Below are 24,852 nucleotides of genomic sequence, written 5' to 3'. Positions count from 1 at the left end.
TAGCGCCTTAAATACATCCTACATAATTGACCAAAGTCCCAATTTCATCTATATGTATCCTTATTTCATCCTGCTTTTCGAGTGTAAAATCATTCCCAGGAACCATTCCGGTTCCAGTCATCAAAAAACTGCCATTAGGAAATTCACATGATTTGTACAAGTAACCAACCAACTCATCGAAAGATCTTTTCATTTGGTTTATAGCAATACAATCAGAATAAATTACCTTGCCCGATCGAGTTATAAATATCTTTATTTCTGTATTGTGAGAAAGTGAAAACTCCGGAACATATAAACAAGGGCCAATACTAGCACACCCTTCATATACCTTAGCTTGAGGCAAATAAAGAGGATTTTCGCCTTCTATACTTCTGGAACTCATATCGTTTCCTACGGTATAACCTTCAATTGTACCTTCAGAACTAATAAACAATGTTAGTTCCGGTTCCGGAACGTTCCATAAAGAATCCTTCCTAATATTTACCTGCCCCAAATTTCCAACTGTTCTTTGTGCCAATGCCTTAAAAAAAAGTTCGGGGCGCTCGGCATTGTAAACTAGATCATAAAAATCGGCACCTTCTTTCAATTGGGATTCCTCCATTCTAGCCTCCCTACTTCGTCTATAGGTAACACCAGAAGCCCATATTTCCTGGCTTCCGATTGGAGCATCCCATTTACCCTGTAATAGAAATTCAACATTATCCTTTACAACATCATAAGCTACAAGCTCCTCTTTTAGTTGTTGAAATAAATTCTTGCGGTTTACAATATTATCCCAGCAAACCCCTGACTTATAAAACACCTCATTTCCATGTACTATAAAAACGCTATCATCTTTTTTATAAAGTTTCATATATTTCAGCTTAATCGATTTAGCTAAAATACAATATATTTTGATTTGACAAAATTTATAAAGAAAAGTTATGAATATTTTAATTTATCTAACTCTTAAGTGCAGGAAAGTTAATAGGTAGTATAATTCTTTGAGGCTCAAAACAATCCTCTTCTTCTATTTGTTGCATAATTAAATCAACCGCAAGTTTTCCCATTTCCTCTATAGGCTGCTTTCCCGACAAAAATGGCATTTGTAGCAATTCCATATAATCATATGTGTCAAAACAACTAAGTGAAACACCCTTCAGTAACTTATTGTATTTATTTATAAGGTATTTAATCCCTACATAGGCAGTATGATTATTAGAAAAACAAATGCCATCTATTTCCCCATCTTTACCCAACAGTTCATCAAGTACAGCTTTTATATCCTTTTCAATATTATGGTATGACACTGACTTTATTAAATTATTATCAATGTCAATTGAATTAATTTTAAGTGCATCCTTATAACCCAGTAATCTCTGTTCCATATGGGTCAATTCTGAATTAAAATTTATGTACGCCAATCTTTTGCACCCCCTTTCCAACTGTTTTTGTGTTAATTGAAAGGAGCCTTGATAGTTGTCAACAACTACGGAATTGCAGGATATGTTAGAAAAATATCTATCTACCAGAACAAAGGGGTAATTATCTTTTTGAAGGTTCTCTATATATTTTTTATCACTTTTTGTTGGACAAATAATAATGCCATCCACTTTTTTATTTCTGAACACATCTATAAGCTTTCCTGTCTTACTCCCGTCTTCATCCGAGCTGCCAAAAATTACATTATAGCCAAATTTATCAGCTTCATTTTCAATACTACGGGCCAATCGGGAAAAAAAACTATTAGATATATCTGCAATTATCAAGCCTAAAGTATTGGATTTACCAGTGCGCATTGCCCGAGCCAAATAGTCGGCCTTGTAGCCCATTTCTTTAGCCTTTGCCAATACCCTTTTGGTCATTTCTTTGCTAATCCTCTTCTCCTCTGCTCTGCCATTCATTACAAAAGAAATTAAGGTTTTAGACACTCCAAGTTCCTTTGATATATCTTCCAGACTAACTTTTTTCATCCAATTGTTTCGTGTTAAATTGTTTCCTAGAACAATAATAAAACTAATATTCCTTATAACATATAATGTAGCTTAAAGATTAAACCAAACAACCTCTATATAATCGCAAATGGAAATAGTAACAATCAAATAGCTTCTTGGGTCAAATTTCCGTCAACAACCCGCCATAATTTCAAAGGATTCCCATCCTTTAATTCATCCGGAAGTAATTGCTGCGGGTACCCTTGATAACAAACTGGTCTTACAAAACGCTTTATAGCGTTGCTGCCCACTGATGTGGACTGTACAGCTGTAGTAGCAGGAAATGGCCCACCATGTACAATGGAATGACAAACTTCCAACGCTGTTGGAAAATCGTTGATTTTTAACCTGCCAACTTTATTTTTTAAGAGTTCCAACAGCTCCAAATTATTTTTCAAGTCAGCTGTGGATCCAAAAACGGTCGCCGTTAGGTGCCCATTTAAATGCTTTGCTACAATGGCCAATTCCGCTGGGGACTCGGCTTAAAAAACAATACTGCTGGGTCCAAAATTTTCATTGGATAATGTTGCATCTCCCAAAAACGCTTTTAGTGAAGCCTTAAATATAGCACCTGGAACACTCAAGTAGCTACCATCACCTTTACCTTGCGTGACCAAGTCAATTCCCTCTTATCCTTTGTCTTAGCCAAACCTTTTAAATAAGCACTTTGTATTCCACTTGTCAGCATACTCCAACATACCGAGTTTTCGACAGATGTCTTAAGTGAACTTATAAAGTTATCTGCTTCTTTGGACCGAATAATAAACGCCATCCCGGGATTAGTGCAAAACTGACCTACCCCCAAGGTTAAGGAATTCGCTAAACCTTTGGCTATGTCCCCTCCTTTCTGCTTGAGGATTTCCGGAAGAACAAAAACCGCGTTGGTACTTCCCATTTCAGCGAAAACAGGAATCGGTCCTTCCCTCCTGTTGGCGATGTCCAACAAAGCCTTCCCGCCATCATATGAACCCGTAAAGCCGACTGCCTTTACCAAAGGATGTTTAACCACCATGCCCCCAACTTCATTGGACATCCCGTTTATCATTGCAAATACACCTCTATGCAAGCCAGTTTTAGCTATTGCCCTGCCAATACACTCCGCTACCATCACAGAAGTTCCTGTATGAGCCGGATGGGCTTTGAATACAACTGAGCATCCTGCTGCCAAAACGGCAATAGTATCGCCTCCAGCAACAGAGAAAGCTAAAGGAAAATTACTTGCCCCAAAAACTGCCACTGGACCTAAGGGTATTAACATATGACGGATATCTGATTTCGGAATCGGTGTTCTTTTAGGATTACCTACATCGATTCTTAAATCCTTCCAAGAACCTTCATCCAATACCCCTGAAAATAATTCAATTTGATTTAAGGTCCGTTGAAATTCCCCGTTAAATCTTACTTCTGGCAGGGCAGTTTCCTTGATACATCTTTGTATTATTCTTTCCTTGTCCGATTTTAATTCTTCGGCCACGACCCCTAAAAATGCAGCTCTTTCAGAATAGCTCGTTTTGCTATAATCCTGAAAAGCCTATTGAGTCAATAATATTTTCGACTTTATTGTTTCTTCATTATCATCGTGGAATACGCCGTCCAATTTCTCCCCTGTTTTTGGATTAATCGCCTGCATAGATTCATATATGTTTGCCATATGCTAAATATTTTTTTTGTAATTATCAATTTATTTTGGTTCAAACCAGATATAGAGGTCACTGTATTTGCTAAACCAATTTAGCGCTTATAATAATTTATAATGGAAGTCCTGTATTCACTTAAAAAATGGGCATCTTTAGAATTGAAAAAAGGAAAAATCTTCTATTACTAATGTGCTTATGTTTATCCTACTATACTAATCTAATAACAATTGCTATCATTATTAATTCATTAATACAGCCTCCCGTATAATCAATTTCTATTCAAACCAAAAAAAGAGACTGCCTTTTTAGACAGCCTCTTCTTGACAAAACTAAACCAACTCAACTAAATAAAGTCTTAATATCCAATATTTTGAGTAAGATTGGGGTTTAATTCAATCTCCCGTTGTGGTATAGGGAACAGGTACCTATCGGGAAAAGCAGAAGTAAATTCTTCATATTCTCCACCGGTATATATATCAAAAGTTAATGGTATCTCTTTACGGAGCACATCAAACCATCTCTTCATTTCATACCCAAATTCCCAATAGCGTTCCTCAATAACAATTTTATCAAATTCTGAGGTGGAAAGGGACATTGGAGGAATGGCAGCTGCTTCATCCCTTCCTCTTGTTCTTACACTATTAAGCAATTCGTAGGATAGATTGTTGGCGCCATTATCCGCCAAATTTTGGGCTTCGGCATATATAAGCAAGACTTCTGCATATCTGAACATAACCAAATTTTGATCGGACTGATCTCCTTCCGCACCTTGGGCACCGTAGGTGTACTTTTTTATAAAACCAGTATCCAAGGCATCTTTTAGAAAGTATTTTCGTTCATCAGGCTCGCCTATTTTATTGGCATTTCTGTAGGCCTGATTGGAATAGTTGCCGTTACCATCGGTTTCATTCAAAAAATTATCAATAACCGGATCTGTGTTCATATAAAAAGTAGTCTCCTTTCTAGGACCATCGGGAAATTCATCCATATATCTCCTATAGGCCCTGGAACCAGGGTTGGTAATTCCGTTTCTCACTGAGGTTCTTCCAAACAATGGATTACTATAAGCCGAACCCGCATCGGTAGAATAAATGAATTGAAAGAGAATGCTGCTACTACTATCTTGATTGGAGGCAACAAAATTATCTACATAGGCTCCTAATTGGAACGCCTCCGAATCAATTATTTCCTTGGCCTTGGATGCTGCTTTCTCATAATTTTCCGTTAATTTCAAGGGTGCGCCGGCCATGGTCAAATACACTTTTGATAGATATGCCTTTGCAGCCCAGACCGTTGGCTCCCCTGGAAGATTTGCGGTACCCAACAAGGATTCTGCAAGCTGAAAATCTGCAATGATCTGGGCATAAACGTCCACCGAGGCCATCCTAGGATCACTAACACCAACATTATCCAAAGAAGAGGACCCAGAGAGGATTAGGGGAACGTCCCCATAAAAGCGAACTAAATTAAAATAGGTAAAAGCCCTTAAAAAGTAAGATTTCCCCAAGATCTTATCCCGTTGTGCCTCAGTACCATTTTGTGCTAGGGTAATATTTTCAATTATACTGTTCAAATTGTTTATAGCCCTATATGAATCGGACCAATAACCTTCAAAATCAGCGGGTGTGAAACTGTAGGTATCAATTGTTGGATTGGATTCTATGGCTTTACTACCACTTGTAAGCCCATAATAGTCAATACTCTGCAATATCCTTGTTGCACCGTTTACCAAGTTTTCAAAGTTTTCTATATTTTGAAAGGTATTGGATGCCGATTCAAAACTAAATGGTTCTTCTTCCAATTTCTCACAGGAAATTGTAAATAAACCAAGTAACAGGATTACAACTATGCTGGTAAAAATTCTATTTAAATATTTCATGATTGTTTTTTTATTCGTTTAAAAGTCAACTTTAACACCTAGGGTAAAAGTTCTGGCTTTGGGGTATCCATCCAACTCATAGCCTTTTACACTATCATTTTCGCTGGCCGCCAGTTCCGGATCATATCCGGTATAGTCCGTCCACAACTTTAGGTTTTGACCACTCAGGTAAAATTTTAAGCCATTCACCCCAAGTTTGGAGGTAATTACATCACTGAATTGATATCCAAGGGTTACATTACTGAGCCGTATGTACGATCCGTCCTCAACGAATATATCCGATTGCCACGCATCCTTTCTGGTAAATATTTTCGTTGCATTTTGCCTTGCGGCTGTTTGGTTGATGGTTCCGGTATAGTCCACACGGGAATAGTATCCGTCCGGCTGGTTTATAGGGTGCCATCTTTCCTTCCCTCTATACCCAGTGGCACCAACATCTTCCATGTCAAAACGTCCCATTGCCCCAGCATTGAAAATTTCACTTCCATGTGATCCTTGTAACTGTACGTTTAAGCTAAGCCCTTTATAAGTGGCAGCGGTATTAAATCCCCAGCTTACATCTGGATTGGCAGACCCCAAAAACACCTTATCCTGCTCATCATACACCCCATCGTTATTCTGATCTACAATTTTAGCCGTACCGGGAATTTGGCCATAACCATAGGCCTCGTCCACCTCATCCAATTGCCATACACCAAGATATTCATAACCATAAATAGACCCAAGAGGTTGTCCCTTTAACAGGTACATAACACTATTTAACGGAATTCTTTCCTCCTCGGGAGTACTAAGCTCCAAAACTTTGTTCTTATTAAAGGTTACATTTACCCCAGCCGTCCAATTGAAGTTGTCCCCAGTAATAAGGGTACCATCCAATAGGAATTCAAAACCTTTGTTCTCTACTTCCCCCACGTTTTGCAGTACCGAACTAAACCCTGACTGGGAAGCCAAAGTACGGGATGACAACAGGTCACTGGTCCTTTTATGGTAATAGTCCGCCGTTAGGTTTAATCTATAGTTGAACAGGGACATGTCTAAACCAATGTCTGCCTGTGCCGTTTTTTCCCATTTTAAATCCGGGTTGGCAATTTTTTCAAAGGCACTACCTAATGATAGGGAGCTTCCATTGGTTGGATAGTCCAGTCCAATACCACCCGTAGAAATTTGGGTCAGGGATTGGTAAGGGGTTATCGCCTGATTACCTGTTACCCCATAGGAAACTCTAAATTTTAAATTACTGATATTGGCATTATCCTGTAGGAATTTCTCATTGGACAATTTCCAAGCCAAAGCACCGGAAGGGAAAATTCCCCATTTGTTATTATCCCCAAAAACCGAAGAACCATCGGACCTTATGGAACCTGTTAGTAAAAATCGATCATCATAGCCATAGTTGATACGTCCCATATAGGACAATAAGACCCTTTTTTCCTTAAAAGACGATTTTGCCGTTACTATCTCCCCGGCCTGAATGGCATTAAATCCTGTTGTATTATTGGTGAAGCCCTGCACAGCAATGGATGATCCGGTAGTTGTTGTATACTGCTGCTCAAAAAGACCGGTTACCCCTAGGGTATGTTTATTGAATTCCTTGTTAAATGTAAGAATATTTGAATTCTGCCATGAATTTTCCTCGGAATTGCTTGTATAGGCCGTTCTTTCCCCATCGCGTGTACTGCTTCCATTGATCAATTCATTAAAAAATTGTCGATTATTACTGCTGCTCAAGATGGCTCCTCCAGATACTTTAAGGTGTAACCCCTCAGCTATCTTGTAATCCAAATAGGAAGAAAGCGTATTCCTTGTGGTTAAAATTTCGCGTTCCGGCTCCAAGGCTGCCGCTACCGGATTTATCAGTCCTCCTCCATTGGGAGAAGAATCGCCAAACCCTCCAAAACTACCTCGATGATTAAAATATCGTCCTACAAAAGCCTCATCAAATGGGTATTTGGGATCATCGTACGTTTCTGGATACTTAACCCCGAGACCTACCGGTAAAGCATATAATGCCGCGGAAACCACTCCAAGGCTACCTCTACTACCTTCCCCTACCGGATTGTCATTCTCCCTGACCAACAAGGCAGTAGCCCCAACTTTTAGTCGTTCACTGGCCTGTGCCGTGATACTTGTGCTTAGATTGAATCGCTCATAATCCGAATTAATCACCAGTCCTTCCTGGTTAAGATAATTGGCATCAATACCATAGGTAACGTCTTCATTGCCTCCCCGTATACCAAGGTTATAATTGTCCATTCTGGCAGTTCTAAAGATTTCGTCCTGCCAATCTATAGCCAAGGTGCCATTCCTAGCGTCCTCAATAGCACCTGGATGATAATATAACCATGTCATACTCCTGTTTCCGTTTTCATCTGGGGTTAGGATTTCCTCTGTGGTTGGGTAGTTGAAATCTGTTAAATCATTGACTTGTTGGGAATATTTTGCATACCGCCGTCTATTGTTGGCCGAAGTTGTATATCCTACGGCATCCAAGACCTTTACTTTATTGGGAACGTCCTGAATTCGAGTAAAATGGTCAAAAGTAATCTGAGCTTTTCCAGCGCGTCCTTTTTTGGTTGTCACCAAGATGACCCCATTGGCTCCTCTTGACCCATAAATGGCAGTGGCAGAGGCATCTTTCAAAACTTGGATGGATTCAATATTATTGGGATTGATGGTATTGAAATCGGCACCAATAAGGTCATCCACCACCACCAAGGGAGCATTGTTGCCATTAATTGAATTAGCGCCACGAACCCTTATTACCTGGTTCCCACCTGGTTTCCCTGAGGGGGTACCAACATTTACACCGGCAATCCTACCCTGTAATATTTCCGAGGCCTGTGTTACCGGCTGCTCCTCAAATACCTTAGAGGATATTGAGGCTATAGATCCCGTTAAATCCCCTTTTTTAACTGATCCGTAGCCCACCAATACCACCTCTTCCAAGGTATTTGCATCTTCGATCATGGTAACATTAATTTGGTTTGAACTTCCAACGGTTACTGTAATTGACTTCATGCCCAAATAGGAAAAATTTATAACAGATCCTTTACTGGCCATCAGCACATAATTCCCATCAAAATCAGTTTGGGTCCCATTGGTTGTGCCTGCTAACAGAACATTAACCCCTGCCAGAGGAATTCCCTGTTCGTCCACAACCGAACCCGTAATTTGAACTTCTTGGGAAAACATTCCTAAGCCAGAAAGCATTAAGAACATTAGCAATAATTTCATCTTTTTTTCCATTTTACTAGTTTTAGGTTATTTAATACACAGTCCTAACAAAATCATGCTAACAATAGTCATTGACACTACGATCAGTTTAATAATTAGAACTTTTTTTACTTTGGTAATTTTCATCGTACTAAAACTAGTTCTCTTTAAAAGCAATGAAATCAACATATGTAGATATTGATACAACAAATGTTGCAACTCATCAATAACTACATAAAGCATTAAAAAACAAACCTTTACCGATTGTCCAAACTAAAGAATGGAAACATATGGACATTTAGCTATACACTTTGATGTACCCAAGCAGGTTACATTTATTCTCAAAATATGTTTCGCTGTAACGAATAAACTGTGCAACATGAAATTCAGATTCCCTTGTCCTGATGTTTCCTATATTCACCTGGCAGGCAACCAAATTGTTTTTTGAAGCACTTTGAAAAATAAGCGGGCGTGTTAAAACCAACACTATAGGCTATTTCACTTATAGACATTGAGCCCTCACTTAAAGGTGCCAATGCTTCCCTTAATTTTACATTTCTAATAAATTCAGAAGGGGCCATTCCCGTCAAAGAAGTTAGTTTATGGTGCAAATTAGTTCTGTGCATAGCCATTTCACGACTTAGATCCGCTACGGTAAACGAACTATCAGATATATGCTCCATAATAACATTTTTGGCCCGCTCTACAAATAAATTCTCTTTCTGTTCTTCCTTTATTTCATTAGACGGACTTAATATGTTATCCCTATACCTCCGATGTCTTTTTTCTATATTGTTAAACAATGTGCTTATTTGGACAAGCAGAAGTTTAATATTAAAAGGCTTTGGGATATATAAATCTGCCCCTAGCCCTACTCCGTCAATAATATTCTCCTCAGAGGACATGGCGGTCAGGAGAATTACAGGAATATGATTGGTCCGAATATCGGTCTTTATTTTTTTACACAGCTCCAATCCTGTGGTATTAGGCATCATAACATCACTAATAATCATATCGGGCCAATTCTCCAAAGTCCTATCAAACCCTTCATTTCCATTAACAGCTTTAATGACCTGATAGGAATCACCAAGTGTATGATAGAGGTAATTTAAAATATCCAAGTCGTCTTCTACAATTAAAATTTTTTTGGTATTTGGTACCATGTTGGAATTGGCTTCTCCTAGTTCAACTACCTCTGAAAGGTTTTGTGGTTCGTTGGTAAGGTTTTCATCGCAGTCATCGGAAAACACAACAGGAATAGTTATGGTAAAGCGGGTACCTATGTTGAACTTGCTCTCCACATTGATTTTTCCGTTTAACAATTCCAAATATCTTTTGGTGAGCGATAGGCCTACACCTGTGCCCCCTGAATTCTGTTCTATCTGATAAAACCTATCAAATATTTTATTGAGATTTTGAGCAGAAATACCTTTGCCGGAATCATTTACTTGTAACTCCAATTCATTACCCTTAAAGGCTGTACGCACCATTATGGAATCGCCGCTTTTACAAGCCTTGAAAGCATTGGACATCAAATTAAAAAGTATCTTATCCAATTTATCCTTATCCATTTTAATACACGTATCGGGACAGGGTTTATATGTAAGTTGTATTTCTTGCTGATCCGCCAGGTTTTGAAAAGAATCTAAAATTTCCCTTACAAATAGATTTACTTCGAAAATACTATGTTGGACATTTAAATTGTTGAGTTCATTTCGCCTAAAATCCATCAACTGATCTATCAAACGAAGAAGTCTATTGGCATTTTTCTTAATTAGGTTATAGTCCTCGGTAGACCCATTACCATTTTCAATCATATTATCAATGGGGGCCAAAATTAAACTTAAGGGGGTTTTAAATTCATGGGAAATATTGGTAAAGAACTCTATACGCTCCTTACTCAATGATTCGTTCTTTTCTTTTTCCAATTTCTCAATTTCCAATTTGTGGTTAAGATTGGTCCAGTTCAAAACAATCCTAAAAAATGCATACAATAAGAGTAGAATGAAAAGCACATAAAATATTAGGGCCCAAATTGTCTTATACCAAGGTGGAAGTATTTCTATGTTCATAATTAGTTCCTTGGTTTTTCTTGCACCATCTGAACTAGAAGCCTTCACCTTTAATCTAAATTGGCCCGGAGGCAAATTGGTATAACCTGCCGTGGTTAAGTTTTTCACATGATTCCAATCCCGATCATAATTTTCCAGCATATAGGAATAATTAAGCTGTTTGGGCAAATTGTAATCCAAGGCTACAAAATCAAAACTAATATCATTTTGATTTGCTTTTAAAGTTAAACTTTCATAGTTGGATATATGTTTGGTTATTACCCCTTTTTGACTGGAAAAGTCTACCGGTTTATTAAATAATTTCAAATCAGTAAATACTATAGGTAAACTGTGCGTGCCAGAATTTAGATCCTCGGGATAAAAGTGATTGATTCCTTTATTGCCCCCAATAAATAGCTCTCCGTCATTAGCCCTATATATTGTAGTGATACTATTTCCCTGCAGGCCTTTTAAATTATCTTCGTAATTAATGGTTCCGCTATTTTTCCCTAAGGTTGCCAACCCCTTATTTGTGGCAAGCCAAAATTGTCTATTGTCCTGGAAAACGATATCATGAATCGCAATACCCTTCAATTCCTTAAACCCCTTATGTTTTAAAATTGAAGCGCTATGAAGGTCAAAAATTTCCAAACCACTATTGGTACAGAGGTACAGTTCATTTTTATATCTTTTTATTTTGTTTACAATATTCTTATCTTTTGGGGTCAATCCGGTTGAAGGCACAATTTTGAAGTATTCATCGGCCCGTTTTTTCTCGATATCTATTTTAACGAAACCAGCCTTGGTCCCAGCCCATAAATAGCCATCGGCCAAGGTTAAACACATTAAGGAATTTAATTGATAGTCATCAGCAAGCGCCTCAGGATTCTGAAGTACTATTTTGTCGACCTTCTTGTCTGAGGATAAGGAATAAATACCATACGGTGTCCCAAACCAAAGATTATTATCTACCTCCAGCACATCCTGTATGAATATCTCTACACTATTATTATCCAAAAAACCCTGAGGCAACAAACTTTTAGAAGATTTGGAATTGGGGTCATATTCTATTAGTCCATTTCCATAAGTACCAATAATGATAGATCCATTAGACCGCTTCCGTAAGGCATTCACACTTGTCATGCTACCTACTGCGTCTATTTTTATTATCTTATTTTTTCCCCTATCAAATAAACATACCCCACCACCATCAGTACCTATATAAATGTGATCCTCATCGTATTGTAAAAAAGATTTTATCCTATTATGTGTTAATCCCTGATAAATATTTAGGGTATTGTATTTTTCATAGTGCTTGTTGTAAATATTCACACCACCATATTGGGTTCCGATCCACATAAAACCCACGTTATCCGCATATATTTCCAACACACTATTACTGCTCAGGGATGTTGGGGCTAGGGATTTACTAATTTGTTTAAATTTATTTTTCTCAATATCATATATCTGTATCCCCCGTCCATCCGTTGCCAACCATAAGGTATTATCACCCGGGTTATAAAAAAGATTAAAAAGGACATTGTGTTTTATATCACTGTTTAGTGTATTGAAATTTATAACAGGTACATTTTCTCTAATATGAAATAGTCCCTTTTTATAGGTAGCTACCCAGACCCCACCTGTTTTATCCAGCACAATTTTCTTGACATATACCTTTTCTTCCTCGCTGATAAGGGGTAACCTATCAACGGTATAAGTAGATAAATCCAAAGATACCAGAAAGGGGGATTTTCCTCCAATCAATAGTTGATTGATTTGTTTGTTGAAGCATAAGGCTGTGATGTTATTGGATTCCAATCGGGGGTTGGAATGTAAAGAGTTGGTATAATTCTCAATATGCCCATCAACGGATATTTTAAATAGACCGTATGCTATGGTAGCCACCCATATATTGCCATTATTATCTTCCTCAATAGCCCTAATCTCCACCCCTATCTGTGAATGTTGCTCAAGTAAAGGGAACGACCTAAAACCATCTATTTCAAAATCATATTGGAGCAAGCCTCCATTTCTGGTCCCTATCCATAATTCACCACTGGAGTCATTAAAAAGACAGGTAATATGGTTATCCCTAATACTTGTATCATCCCCAGGAATATAGCGATAGGATATTATCCCCTTTCCATCGTATTTATTTAGTCCATTATATGACCCAAACCACATAAACCCTACCCTATCCCGCGCAATGGCGGTAATAGAATTGTTTGATAGCCCATCGGCATCGGTCAAATGATCAAACCTCATATCCTGAAAACCGTGCAACGCATTGGCATAACACAAAATGGCAAAGAATATAACCAATAATTTAAGCCCTGAACAATTCTGCATACTACATGGATAATAAAGTTCTTAATTTCTGTAAAATATTTTATCCATACAATCTTCATGAGCCTATAATAATACCATAACAACATATGTTGGCCCATTTTCTACATATGTTATAGCTTTTGGTGCTCTATACCTAAAACCTAAAACATATGACCACTACTTTAATGCTTATCAGGACTATATTGCACTACCACAAACAACCAATAAACGGCTTGCTTGATTATTATTAAAAAAGTGTAACCAAAGGTTTTCACCCTATTCACAATCCAAAAAAAATGAAGTATCTAAAAATTATTTTTATTTGTATCAGCGTTACTATCATCTACTCTTGTAAAGAAAATAAGGTCTCCTCTAGTCCCAAAACAGGTATTAGCATAACTTCCAATAGCCAAGGGCTAAATTTAATTTGGGAGGACCAAAGTAGAATTGCGGGCACCAGACCATTGTTTCAAGGCATACGTCCTAAAATGGACAATATAATAACTAAAAATACTGGAACGAAGAATAATTTTAACTTCAAATATCACAATACCGAAGCTCCCGTTACAGTAGGACATCTATCCTACCCCAAACAGGATGCTATGGTCCTAACCTTAACCACAAACGGAACCCAATCTGTAAATGGTGAAGATTATGTTGGCCTATTTTTTGATGATTTGCCTAATTACACGGAGGGTATTGGAAGCTATCTTTTCGGGGATTGGGAATCATGGACCAAACCCGTAAAAGTAGATGATTTTAAAAGCAGTCTACCAGAGAAGATTCAATTTTTTCTCTTTAAATATAGGGACGGGGCCTACGGTGCCATCATGCCTCTTGCCGGTAATGGATATGTGGCCAGCTTGGGGAGCCAGGAGAATAAATTTGGCGCAAGATCCGTTAGCTATAAAGACAACTTTCCCGCCTTTAATGTTCCAATGATGGCCATTGCATTTGGCCATGACCCTTACCAAACTGTAAAAAACCTCTATGAGGTAGGAATGGAAGCAATGGGTAAAAAGGAAGGACTTCGCAAATACAAGTCCTATCCAGAAATTTTTGAATCTATAGGCTGGTGTTCATGGAACGCCTTCGGAGTAGAAGTAACCGAAAAGAATCTAATGGATGCCATGGCCACTTTTTATAATAATAACTTCCCCGTTCCTTTTATGTTGATAGACAATGGTTGGTTGAGCGTGAATGGCGAAGAGCAGCTAACGGGTTATGTATTTGATAAGAAAAAATTTCCCAACGGATTCAAAAAAAGTATTTCTAAATTGAAAAATACTTATGGACTAAAGGATATAGGAGTATGGCATACCATGAACGGTTTTTGGAGCGGGGTGTCCAAAAGAGATTTTGATCAGCCATATAAAAAATTGCTTATGCCCTATTACGATAAGGAAGATGTACATGCCGATACGTTAAGTGGCAAAACATATTTTAGCCCCAACGCCCTTTCCGATAAAGGTCAGCAGTTTTATGAACATTGGTACTCCTATCTAAAGGACCAAGGTATAAGTTTTGTCAAGGTAGATCAGCAAGCTGTCATTAAAAGAGTGGCCAAGGGACAATTGGATTCAGGTGAAGTGGCGCCATTTTTAGAGATTGCGGAAAACATGGAGCAAAATTTACAGAACGCCATAAAAAATAATTTTAACGGCTCGGTTATCAACTGTCAAAATATGGCCCTAGAGGCCGTTTACAACTTTGGTTCATCTGCCATTGCCAGAAGTTCGGATGATTTCTTTCCAAAAGTAACTTCCTATTACAGTCTTGAAGAGGAAAAGGGCAATGCTGCCGCCCATATCCTAATGAACGTACATAACGCCAACTGGCTTTCCAATTTGGTGTGGCCAGACTATGACATGTTCCAGTCCCATCACAAAGATGGAGCATACCACGCCATTAGCAGGGCTATAAGCGGCGGACCAATTTACTTAACGGATAAACCGGGAAAACAAAATTTTAAAATTTTAAATAAACTCGTTGACAGAAATGGAAAAATTCTTCGTCCCGAACAGCCTGCTAGGCCTACCGAGGATTGTTTATTTCAAATTAACGAGCCCAAACCGTTCAAGGCCTTTACCAAAGTTGGAGAAACCGGTATTATTGGAGTTTGGAACACAGTAGACAAAGACCTTGTCAGCGGAAAATTAAGTCCCTCCGATGTCCATAATATAAAAGGTAACAATTTTGCCGTTTATGAACACTTTAGCCAAAAATTAATAACTTTAGAAAAAAATGAATCCTTGCCTGTGAAGTTAGGAAAGATGGGCTATGCACTATATAACATTGTCCCCATAGAACAGGATATTGCCCTAATAGGTTTAATAGACAAATACCTTTCCCCAAAAACAATAATAAGTCAAACTATAGATGAGGAAAACATTAGGGTAAAATTGAGTACGTCGGGTAAATTTGCTGCCTTGCTACCTCATGAGCCTGTATCCGTTCAGGTAAACGACAAGGAATTGGCAACCCATACGTGGTCTTATCAAGAAGGGCTGTTTATTGTTTCAATTACTGACACCAATGAAATTCAACCCTTAGCATTATCCATCAAACTTAAAAACTAATAGCCATGAAGTGGAAAAGGATTATTTGTATAGTTTCGGCCATACTCTATATAACTATCAACCAAGCACAAGAGCCAACGATATTATACAACGTATTGTCCCATAACGACTACGAGCAGGAAAGACCGCTATTTGATGCCATAACAGCCAAAATCAATGCCGTGGAAGCGGACGTTATACTTTTAGACGGAAAACTTTATGTTGCCCATGGTCCGGCTGAAATAAAAAAGGAAAACACCTTAAAATCCCTTTATTTAGAACCTTTACGACAAATTATAGTGAACAATGGTGGTCACGTACTTCAAAAGGAAATCCCTTTTATACTGTATATCAATACAAAAACTGCTGGGGAAACATTACTAAAGATTAATGAGGAACTGTCCAATTATCAAGATATAATTACCCGATTTAACGGGAAAAAAGAAAGTCCCAAACCAATTACCGTTATTTGCGGCGGGGGAGAATATAAGGATATGCCCCAAAGATATATGACAGGGGAAGGTAAACTTGGCATTTCTAAAGCTATTCCGCCTTCTAGCATATATATGGTAAATTTAAACTGGAAAAAACATTTCACCTATTTAGGAAATGGAAAAATGCCTAGAAAGGAAAGAAAAAAACTAAAAAAATATGTAAACGCTGCCCATTCCAAGGGCAGAATACTTCGCTTTTGGAACAACCCGGATATCACCTCGGAATACGGTCCCCATTTTTGGACAACGGTTCTCAAGGAAGGCGTTGACCTATTAAATACCGATAGTCCGAAAGCTATAGGGTTATATTTTTCCAAAAAATTAAATTAGTAATTTATACCTAACATCCACGTTACCGTAATTATAACTCCTTAAACAAGCCGGGGCATCATATACCCAACTACCAAGAAGCAAGTAGAACAGTATACCAGCAAATGGACTATTTCCGAACCTCTTTATGTCATGGTGTTTATAGGGAGGATCACACAATTTACACCTATTATAAAACAAAGGGCAAGCTATAAGGCTCAGATTATGGAGGTAAATCCCAAAGTGCAATAGGAACGGTAATTTTGGCTAGCTCTCACGCCACTTGAAATAGAAATAGTTCCCATCTGGATTAACATTTCCCATCTAGTTGAATGCTCTACTTGGTATCTATTCGCATGGTCTATCACAACTCAAACCCCATCATAAATCCAAGTATTAATTGATTGTGCCAAGTGTTGGATATTATATTGGATTGCAACACCAGATAAACCGAAGGTTCAATTCGCTGGTTTTTTCCTTGAATACCCGCATAAATCCTATTTCTTGTAAATCCGTTTTGATTGATAAAGACCTCTTGCAAAACAAAAGGATCAATATTAAAACTCGTCCAATTGAAGTTAGGATTTATCTTTACGTCTGTCCTATATCGCAACCTTGTTTTTCCAATTTCAAACATTCTTAATTCAAAGCGATGTCGGTTTCGAATACTCCAATCCCAAAATTGGGTCTTTCCAGAAAACCTAATCATTGGTCTATATTCTACAATCTCTGTACCATTTGAAGCATAATATTCCTGACGGTACATGGCTTCAATTGCTAGCCATTTATTTGCACGGAAAGACAATTTACCCTCTAAAAACCAATCATAGTGTCCAAATTCTGAACTATATAAATTATTTAACAGAATGCCACCACTCCACTTTTCACTTAAATCTTTATAAATATACAATTCTTGCCACAGCTCATTTATCCCAGATTCAAATAGTTGAGCACTTCCTTTTTCGCCAGATAGAATTGTCATGAAGGCAATAAAGCTCCATTTTCCCTTGTTTTTTAGGTCCTTCATTAACCTTTGTTTTACTTTGAGTATTAGTTGATTTTTAGAAAATAAAATTAATCTAGAACAAAATGGACCACCACCCCATTATGATCTACCAAGTTAATAGTATCCCAAAGATTGTGTTTTGCAAAAGCCAATGTGGGTTTTAAACCTTTACCTCTAAAATAGATCTGGTCAACACGTTTAATATAATCGTCTTGTCCTGGACAGCTAATTCCATTCCCCTTTTTATTCCCTTTTGGGAGAATTGCCCATGCATCATTAAAATGGGCACCCAAAAGAAACTGTGTGGTTTGTGAACTATAGGTATAATCGCCAATCCTTTTTGACGAATTAGGGTATTCCGAAGCAGGCGGGCTGTTAAAATCACCAGCAAAAATGACCATATCATCTCCTGTAACTTTATTGATAAATGGCAATGCTACTTTGCTAATTTCATCATCGGTAGAATCATTGCCTATTGATAAGTGCGTATTAAAAATGTACAATGATTTTGCTTTCACCCTAATTTTAATACCTAAAACCCCTTTGCTCATTTTCTTTTCCTTTGTTACTTGGGTGGCAAAGGTCTCTTCAATTGGAAATCTACTAAAAACGGCTAAAGGATATCCACTGTTATCCGAATTTGGCGCATAACCAGTAGTTCCATTAGGTTTGTAATAAGCTGAATATAGGTACCCTTTTGAGGAAAGATGTTTTTTTATAATTTCATATGATTGCTGATGCGGTGGTTTTTCCAAAGATACCTCTTGCAACAAAAGAATATCTGCATTATCCTCCATTAGATAATGTATTAATTGATCTACGGGATAGCCATTGGCGTGTTTCTCCCAAAATGGGATATCGGCAGGGTCCCAAATATTGAATGTTAAAACACGTAAATTCTCCTGTCCAATAGCCCTCACCATTCCTAATAAAACAAATAACAGTAAAATAAATCTTGATATCAGCTGTTTCATTTTATCTGAAAAACGGTTAAAAAGGCTGCATGGTCCGAAGGAAACATTATGGGGTGGTAATCCACCACTTTAGATTCCAAAGCCCTAATATTTTTACCTTTATAAAATATGTAATCTATTCTGCTTTCCACATAACGTTGTCCAAAACGTCTGCTGTAAGGCCAGGCAGAATAACCGGGATCCGTTAAAGGATTGGGGTTCAATTCCCTAAAACTATCGGTAAATCCATATTTCTCCATAACCTTTGTCACGGGCCATTCTACCACATACCCTAAATGGGCGTCTTTGGTTGCTTCTGTCCAATCCAAATGTGAATTGGTATTGAAATCACCGGCCATAATAATTGGTGTATTATCCGCATCGTCCAAAACCGGATTTATCTCCTTTAATATTTGATTTATTTCCTTTAATCGGGTATCAGATTCTTCTTTTACCAGCTCTTTAGATGTTATCTTCCCTTTTATAATATTGCCATGGTAATCTGGCAAATAATGCAACCAAGTGTCTAAGATCACAACTTCTTTGTCTTGATCTACTTGTAATACCACACCGCCAAAATTGAACGATTTAAAAGCTTTTATAGTTTTCTTTATAGGAAAACGACTCATAATTGAAAGGTTTGAACTTATTAAATAATAATGATATCCAAGAGCATCGGCAATTTCTTCTCCAGAACCATATGTTTCAATTAGAGTTACAACATCCGGTTTGGCGTCCTTAATGATGTTTATAACACGGTTTAAACCTACCTCTTTCCCAAATCGTTTTCCCCCTTGCCAAATATTCCAGGTCAATAATTTTAATTCATTAACTGGATAGCCCGTATTATTGAGCTGAAAATAATTTTGGTAGTTATCTGCTATAGTTTCCTTGGACATGGCCACCTCCCACACTGAAATATTATCCATATACCCATTAAAGGCTTCCCATTGCCCAAAATATTCCCAACGTCCGGCGGTTCCAACAAAAGTGGTCTCCAATTCACTTTTTAAATCTTTTAGTCCACTGATATTGTATATCGCAACATTAACGCCATCAAAAAACATCCACAGTTCCTCCTTATCCCTGTCAATAGTAAAGGCAATTTGATGCCATTTACCATCATTTATTTTTTGACGCTTTACCGTTGGCCTGTAAATATGTTGATGCCTACCATCACCAATGGATAGTGACCAACTCCCATCTTCTTCAGCAAAAATTAACCAGCCCTTATTTTCACTATTCTTATCCTTCTTATTTCCTGCGATAGGGGTCCCTTGCCCTGCGTCCGGTTTGGTCTTTACCCATAATTCTACCGTTAAAGGTGTTTCGGGGTTGTATTCAAGTTCTAGCTCGGGTTTTAATTTTAATGGCATTCTAATGGTACCATCCTCGGAAAAATCTATAGCTCTCCCCTCCAATCCCGCAGCAAATGAATGTTGTTGTGCTGCAAATAGATGCTCTGGGGTTTCAGGAATACTAATTCCTTGATATTGATTATCATGGGTATCAAAATCAATTTGAACAACTGGGTCCTGGGCAAGATTTACAATTGAACATAGCAATGAAACCATTACTATAATCTTGTTTCTTAAAGACATAGATTTTAGTTCTTAATGGCTTCTAGAACAGGTTTTCCTGTCCATTGTATTGGAATGTGCCTATCTGCATCCAAGAGCCGCAAAATTGTCGCAGGCGTATCATAGGTATTGATCGGTTGCTCAATGGTATGTCCTCTCTTTACATTTGGACCCACCAATATCCATGGAATGATTATTTCTTCCATGGTACTACCACCGTGACTGGTACCAACACCACCGTGGTCCGACGTTACCAATATATTTACAACTGTACCTTCTTCTTTGTTGAGTGCATTGAGCTTTTCATAAAACGAACCTAGGGCATTATCTATCCGTTCAATTTCTTGATAATATTCGGCTGAACCATGACCAAATTTATGACCGGCACCGTCAACAGCATCTAGGTGGACAAACACAAATTTGGGACGTTCCTTTTTGAAATAGGCAAAGGCCTTATCCAAAGATTCATTCATCTCCCCGGTTTTTTCTATATGATGCAAAACTTTGGTATTGAATAAATCCCTAATGGTCCCCCATTCATGAAAGACGCCTAGTTTAGATTTTGAATCCTCTTTTTTAATCATATCAAAAACCGAAGGAAAAAATCCGTCCCCATCTTTAATAGTGGCTTCAATACTATAGTCGTTAACACGCCATCCATTACTGGTTATACCGTGTTGTTCAGGGCCAGCACCTAAAAGCATGGAACCCCAATTGGGTCCACTACTAGTAGGCATAACACCTCTTGCTTTTAAGGAACTAGCTCCCATATTTACAAACATATCCATTGTAGGGGTGTTTGCTTTTGTTAATCCGTCAACACTCAAACCATCTATACCTATTAAAAATACCGTAGTGGGTTTTTCCTTTAGAACCTTCCCTCTTCTAAGTTGGGTATTGGTTTGGGCAAAATTTGAGATTCCCTGTAATAGAAAAAACAGGCTTAGTAAAGTTTTGAAAATTCTTTTCATTATTGGTCTGCTTTAAAAAAATAAATATTTCCTGCGAAATCGCATACATAGAATCCATCAGGAGTAATTGCTGCGGAGGTAATCACCGGTACTCCTAGGTTAGTTTTCCATAACAATTGCCCTGTATCTGCCTTTATAACATATACATTGCCGTCCATAGCGCCAAATATTACGTTTTTACCCACCAAAATGGGAGTGGTTTCCAAACTCTGTTGTTGATCCGAAAAATAGGAAGGCGTATAGAATAAGGCGGGATCTACTTGAAATTCCCAATCCTTTTTTCCTGAATGTAAGTCGAACGAGGCTATACCTGGATGGGATCCCGAAATAATGGCCTTGTCCTTCAATACTATAGGGGCCGAAGTACCTGTATGTTGCATGCCCGTGATAAAACTATGGACTGTCTTTCCGGTTTTGGGGTCCAGTTTATAAAATTTATCCTGTTCGGCCACCCATAGGTAATTGTCCCTGTAGCTCAATACCCCATCTCTAAAACGGAGTCCATCATCGTCCCTGGACCACATAAGTTCACCGGTATATCTGTTATGGGCATATATTGCTCCCCAATGCCGGGAAGCTATGAGCATATCTCCCGCAATAGTCATGGTTGGTGTAGTGCCTTCCCCACCGCTCCATGAAGTATTGCGCCATAGGGGCTTTCCAGAATTTGCGTCCAAAGCCAAGAGCGATTCGGCAAATCCAGTATATACAATTTTCCCGTCTGTAACCAGGCCCGTGATAAACCCGGGAGCCCTATTGTATTTAAGATCCCTCTCCCAAACCAATTTTCCCGAGGCTATATCAATGGCGTAGGTATTTCCGATCATATCGGTAGCGATTACTTTTTCTTCCGCAATGACCATTTGGTTTTTTACCCCGTTCTTGGTCTTGTATCGCCACTTTTCCTTCCCGGAGGTGGCATCCCAGCACACTATAAAGCAATTTTCGGCATTACTATCGTCAAATCCTGCCGATAACACATGATTTCCTTGTACAACCGGTGAGCTCATGTAAATATTGCTCCCAACGTTGGCCGTCCACTTCATTGTATATGGCGTTCTTTGGTGCATATCCACTACGGGATGATGTTCCTTGTTACCCGCTAAATTGAACCATTCGGCCTGGGATCCATTTGTACCCCTGTTACCATCTAGGCTAAATTTTTCTTTTCTGTGCAGTATTTCCCCGCTACGCAGGAATGCGTCGATCACCAAAAGAAATTCCTTTTCCTCCCCAGGTGAAACGGTTCCTCTCCAGTTCCAATCCGATGTTTTGGTCATGGATCTCCATTTGGTAAGGTCTAAGGAAGATTCCCAATTAAATCCTTCCTTTCCCCAAATACTATAGCGCACACTGTCTACCACCGCACCGCTATCGTACACATTGACGGACACTTCTATGTTTCCCTCCGCATTTAATGTTAGTTTGTTCTTTTGGGGGCTCACAATTTGGATTTCCCTTTCCAAATGGCTCCATATCAATTGGGATTTGGGGTTGCCCTTTTTGTCCACATCCACTACCCTAAAACTCGATGGTGAATGATCTATGCCTCCCTTGGCCAAAGTAGCAGTACTGTAGGATACTACGCCCGATTTACCATGCGTTTTCACCATGTTGATATGCCAATGTCCATATAACCATGCTTTTAGGTTATAGTCTTCCAAAACAATGGACTCCTTTTTGTTCTTATTAAAAACAAAGCTGTCGCCATTGGTAAGTAGATCATGGTTGAAAAACATTTTTGGTTGCTCTTTATCATAGGCCATCAATAAGTTCTGAAGCCAACCTCCAATATCCTCGTGGTCAAATCCTGGTGGGAAATCCCCTCCCATCATGGGGGTAATTACAAATAGTGTATTCCCTTGTTCGAAGGCATACCAGGCAGGGCCAAATTTCTCCTCAAAAAACTGCTCCCCATAATCTCCCTTTATCAGGTCATGATTTCCCAGACAATAGTATATAGGAACTCCCAATTCCTTCTCTGTTAAATTCTTGGCATGCCAATCCATTCCAGATCTGTAACAGATATCCCCGGTATGGACTACAAAATCTGGCTTGTGTACCCTTATATATTTTTTTAGATTATCTACCCAATCCCCGTATTCAAACGTTTCTGTATCGGAGATTTGAACAAATTTTGTGGTCCCTTTATTCTCTTTTGTCCTAACCCCAAAGTCATAGGAATTTACTTCGGGGGAAATAGCTATAAACCTTTTTTCTCCCTTATGCCCAGCACTGGGGTATAATGTTACAAAGCGTTGCTTCTCCCATCCCGGCAACAAAAAGGCACCTTGGGGATCCGTTCTAACAACATGGTAACCGTCTGAAACTACTGCGTTATGAACACCCTCTTCAGAGGCATCCCTTATTCCATTGTTGTTCTGATCTATAAACACCTTACCCTCTAATTGACCATAGCTAAAAAAGTTAATGCCATAAAGTAAAAGACAAAAACTAATTAAATCGATCTTTTTCGTTTTACCGGAACCTGACCATCTCTTATTTAAATCCATATTTGGTTTCTTCCTAAATTAGTTTTTAAATGATTTGTGATTTCTTGAAAAAAAACTGTAATAATTCACAACCTCTGCCAAAGGAAATGAGTTATACTAGCTAAAAAAACATTATTTAATTGGAGGCTAACCTCATAGAATCAAACCTTTAACGAGAGATTAAATACTCGCCAACTTGTTTACCATTATCTGCAATCATGGTAATTTTAAGATTCTCTTGATTAGCATTTAAATTGATGACTGTTCTTTTTCCATTTTTAGGCCCTCCACCAATAATAATTGGATAATTATGTTCTTTGTTTGGCATGTGCACACCATATGTATGGGTATGTCCAGCCAAAACCAAATCAACTTTATACTTTTCGAACAAAGGACTAAACACTTTTCTACAATGCAGTGTTCCATGCCAATCTCCAGAATAGTATGGAGGAATATGCATTACAATCACTTTGTATTTAGAATTTATATATTCTGGCTTTTGCATTTCTTTTTCGAGCCACAACGCTTGCTTTTCCCTAAACGAGTCAAAATCAACAATACCAGCATATACTTCAGCATCATCAGGCTTGTCTTCACCGGTGTCTAAAAAAGTAAAATGAACTGGGCCATTTACCTGAGTAAAATAATATTCATTTGTAGGGTATGAAAAATAATTTTTCAATTCAGCCCTAAATTTACCACGAGTTTCATGGTTTCCCCGTAACATAATATAAGGTTTACTTTTAGCAAATAAATTGGCACATGGGTTTAACAGATTACGTATTACTTGAGCTTCATCTTCTTCAAAATCGAACATGTCACCGTTAAGAATAACGAAATTGAAAGTCCGATTTCCATTAGCTTGTAGTAATTCTGAAAAGGAATGGGCTCTTTCATGAATATCATTAAAAATTATACAATTACATTCATCCTCGTTGACTTTTGGAGTTCTAAACGAAAACGTATCTGAATTGATTTGAACTCCATACTTAAGTTCGTAGGGTTTAAATTGGGTAATTTCTTTAGAAACTACACGATAATTATAGGTGGTGTTAGGTTTTAAATTATCTAAACGAATATTATTAATTCGATTATAGGCAACAATATAGCCATCGCTTGTTTTATGTCCTCTTTTGTTGGTTTCTACCTCTCCATATTCTACCCAACTGTACCCTCTGTTGTTGGTTACAAAAAGAATATCGACCGAATAGGGAGTAATATTTTGCAAATAAGGCGGTGTTAAAAATTCGTGCCAATCATTTGTTTGTTCTTCCGTTTTTATACCAGTGTTTGCCAATACGGACTGTGATGGTATAAATACAGCTGTTGCCATTGCAGTCCCTTTGATCGCGTCTTGAACAAATTTTCTTCTTGAATTTCTATTTCTCATATACTTCAAACTTTAACA

General features: G+C 38.1%; 14 protein-coding genes and 1 pseudogene. 2 read left to right on the top strand and 13 right to left on the bottom strand.

The genetic code is table 11. The features are described from left to right. Positions 1–7: 7 nt before the first annotated feature. The 7 genes and pseudogenes from MWU82_RS16805 to MWU82_RS16775 all read right to left on the bottom strand — a co-directional run bounded on the left by MWU82_RS16805 (position 8) and on the right by MWU82_RS16775 (position 13,102). Positions 8–853 (bottom strand): fumarylacetoacetate hydrolase family protein, encoded by an 846-nt coding sequence (locus tag MWU82_RS16805; RefSeq protein WP_247097262.1) that lies wholly within the window; start codon positions 851–853, stop codon positions 8–10. A gap of 88 nt (positions 854–941) precedes the next feature. Beyond that, entirely contained in the window at positions 942–1,952 is a 1,011-nt protein-coding gene (locus tag MWU82_RS16800) for a substrate-binding domain-containing protein (RefSeq protein WP_247097261.1), read from the bottom strand. Positions 1,953–2,077: 125 nt separating this feature from the next. After that, positions 2,078–2,437, bottom strand: coding sequence for a hypothetical protein (locus MWU82_RS16795; RefSeq protein WP_247097260.1), 360 nt, complete (start codon positions 2,435–2,437; stop codon positions 2,078–2,080). A 116-nt stretch (positions 2,438–2,553) separates the two neighbouring features. Next, positions 2,554–3,492, bottom strand: a pseudogene (locus MWU82_RS16790) (aldehyde dehydrogenase family protein); the annotation flags it as partial. Positions 3,493–3,965: 473 nt separating this feature from the next. Then, entirely contained in the window at positions 3,966–5,489 is a 1,524-nt protein-coding gene (locus tag MWU82_RS16785; RefSeq protein ID WP_247097258.1) for a RagB/SusD family nutrient uptake outer membrane protein, read from the bottom strand. A gap of 18 nt (positions 5,490–5,507) precedes the next feature. After that, entirely contained in the window at positions 5,508–8,735 is a 3,228-nt protein-coding gene (locus MWU82_RS16780; protein WP_247097257.1) for a TonB-dependent receptor, read from the bottom strand. Positions 8,736–9,088: 353 nt separating this feature from the next. Then, positions 9,089–13,102 (bottom strand): hybrid sensor histidine kinase/response regulator transcription factor, encoded by a 4,014-nt coding sequence (locus MWU82_RS16775; protein ID WP_247097256.1) that lies wholly within the window; start codon positions 13,100–13,102, stop codon positions 9,089–9,091. 275 nt (positions 13,103–13,377) lie between these two features. Between MWU82_RS16775 and MWU82_RS16770 the strand changes: the two genes are divergently transcribed. Beyond that, on the top strand, positions 13,378–15,660 hold the full coding sequence (locus MWU82_RS16770) for a Sip1-related alpha-galactosidase (protein ID WP_247097255.1): 2,283 nt from the start codon (positions 13,378–13,380) through the stop codon (positions 15,658–15,660). A 5-nt stretch (positions 15,661–15,665) separates the two neighbouring features. Then, positions 15,666–16,463 carry a hypothetical protein gene (locus MWU82_RS16765; RefSeq protein ID WP_247097254.1) on the top strand — a complete coding sequence of 266 codons (798 nt, stop codon included), beginning with the start codon at positions 15,666–15,668 and terminating at the stop codon, positions 16,461–16,463. Between the two features lie 343 nt (positions 16,464–16,806). On the opposite strand, the gene MWU82_RS16760 is transcribed toward MWU82_RS16765, so the two are convergent. The 6 genes from MWU82_RS16760 to MWU82_RS16735 form a co-directional block, all read right to left on the bottom strand. After that, positions 16,807–17,469 (bottom strand): DUF2490 domain-containing protein, encoded by a 663-nt coding sequence (locus MWU82_RS16760; protein ID WP_247097253.1) that lies wholly within the window; start codon positions 17,467–17,469, stop codon positions 16,807–16,809. A 47-nt stretch (positions 17,470–17,516) separates the two neighbouring features. After that, entirely contained in the window at positions 17,517–18,422 is a 906-nt protein-coding gene (locus MWU82_RS16755) for an endonuclease/exonuclease/phosphatase family protein (RefSeq protein WP_247097252.1), read from the bottom strand. Further along, positions 18,419–20,002, bottom strand: a complete 1,584-nt coding sequence (locus MWU82_RS16750) for an endonuclease/exonuclease/phosphatase family protein (RefSeq protein WP_247097251.1) — start codon at positions 20,000–20,002, stop codon at positions 18,419–18,421. The genes MWU82_RS16755 and MWU82_RS16750 overlap by 4 nt, the downstream gene beginning before the upstream one ends. 5 nt (positions 20,003–20,007) lie before the next feature. Then, on the bottom strand, positions 20,008–20,952 hold the full coding sequence (locus tag MWU82_RS16745; protein ID WP_247097250.1) for an alkaline phosphatase: 945 nt from the start codon (positions 20,950–20,952) through the stop codon (positions 20,008–20,010). Next, complete coding sequence (locus tag MWU82_RS16740) at positions 20,952–23,465, bottom strand: PQQ-binding-like beta-propeller repeat protein (RefSeq protein ID WP_247097249.1); 2,514 nt, start codon at positions 23,463–23,465, stop codon at positions 20,952–20,954. The genes MWU82_RS16745 and MWU82_RS16740 overlap by 1 nt, the downstream gene beginning before the upstream one ends. A gap of 148 nt (positions 23,466–23,613) precedes the next feature. Further along, a complete protein-coding gene (locus tag MWU82_RS16735; RefSeq protein ID WP_247097248.1) occupies positions 23,614–24,834 on the bottom strand; it encodes a metallophosphoesterase family protein in 1,221 nt (406 codons plus the stop codon). Positions 24,835–24,852 lie beyond the last annotated feature (18 nt).

Source organism: Arenibacter sp. S6351L (assembly GCF_023016025.1).
Taxonomy (GTDB): Bacteria; Bacteroidota; Bacteroidia; order Flavobacteriales; family Flavobacteriaceae; genus Arenibacter; species Arenibacter algicola_B.
The sequence above is the reverse complement of the archived record's forward strand: the minus strand, read 5'-3'. Positions and strand labels throughout refer to the sequence as shown.

What these genes read in the sequence shown, in the direction of transcription:
- MWU82_RS16805 (WP_247097262.1), bottom strand. Translation starts at nt 853, where the DNA reads ATGAAACTTTATAAAAAAGATGATAGCGTTTTTATAGTACATGGAAAT.
- MWU82_RS16800 (WP_247097261.1), bottom strand. Translation starts at nt 1,952, where the DNA reads ATGAAAAAAGTTAGTCTGGAAGATATATCAAAGGAACTTGGAGTGTCT.
- MWU82_RS16785 (WP_247097258.1), bottom strand. Translation starts at nt 5,489, where the DNA reads ATGAAATATTTAAATAGAATTTTTACCAGCATAGTTGTAATCCTGTTA.
- MWU82_RS16780 (WP_247097257.1), bottom strand. Translation starts at nt 8,735, where the DNA reads ATGGAAAAAAAGATGAAATTATTGCTAATGTTCTTAATGCTTTCTGGC.
- MWU82_RS16775 (WP_247097256.1), bottom strand. Translation starts at nt 13,102, where the DNA reads ATGCAGAATTGTTCAGGGCTTAAATTATTGGTTATATTCTTTGCCATT.
- MWU82_RS16770 (WP_247097255.1), top strand. Translation starts at nt 13,378, where the DNA reads ATGAAGTATCTAAAAATTATTTTTATTTGTATCAGCGTTACTATCATC.
- MWU82_RS16765 (WP_247097254.1), top strand. Translation starts at nt 15,666, where the DNA reads ATGAAGTGGAAAAGGATTATTTGTATAGTTTCGGCCATACTCTATATA.
- MWU82_RS16760 (WP_247097253.1), bottom strand. Translation starts at nt 17,469, where the DNA reads ATGAAGGACCTAAAAAACAAGGGAAAATGGAGCTTTATTGCCTTCATG.
- MWU82_RS16755 (WP_247097252.1), bottom strand. Translation starts at nt 18,422, where the DNA reads ATGAAACAGCTGATATCAAGATTTATTTTACTGTTATTTGTTTTATTA.
- MWU82_RS16750 (WP_247097251.1), bottom strand. Translation starts at nt 20,002, where the DNA reads ATGTCTTTAAGAAACAAGATTATAGTAATGGTTTCATTGCTATGTTCA.
- MWU82_RS16745 (WP_247097250.1), bottom strand. Translation starts at nt 20,952, where the DNA reads ATGAAAAGAATTTTCAAAACTTTACTAAGCCTGTTTTTTCTATTACAG.
- MWU82_RS16740 (WP_247097249.1), bottom strand. Translation starts at nt 23,465, where the DNA reads ATGGATTTAAATAAGAGATGGTCAGGTTCCGGTAAAACGAAAAAGATC.
- MWU82_RS16735 (WP_247097248.1), bottom strand. Translation starts at nt 24,834, where the DNA reads ATGAGAAATAGAAATTCAAGAAGAAAATTTGTTCAAGACGCGATCAAA.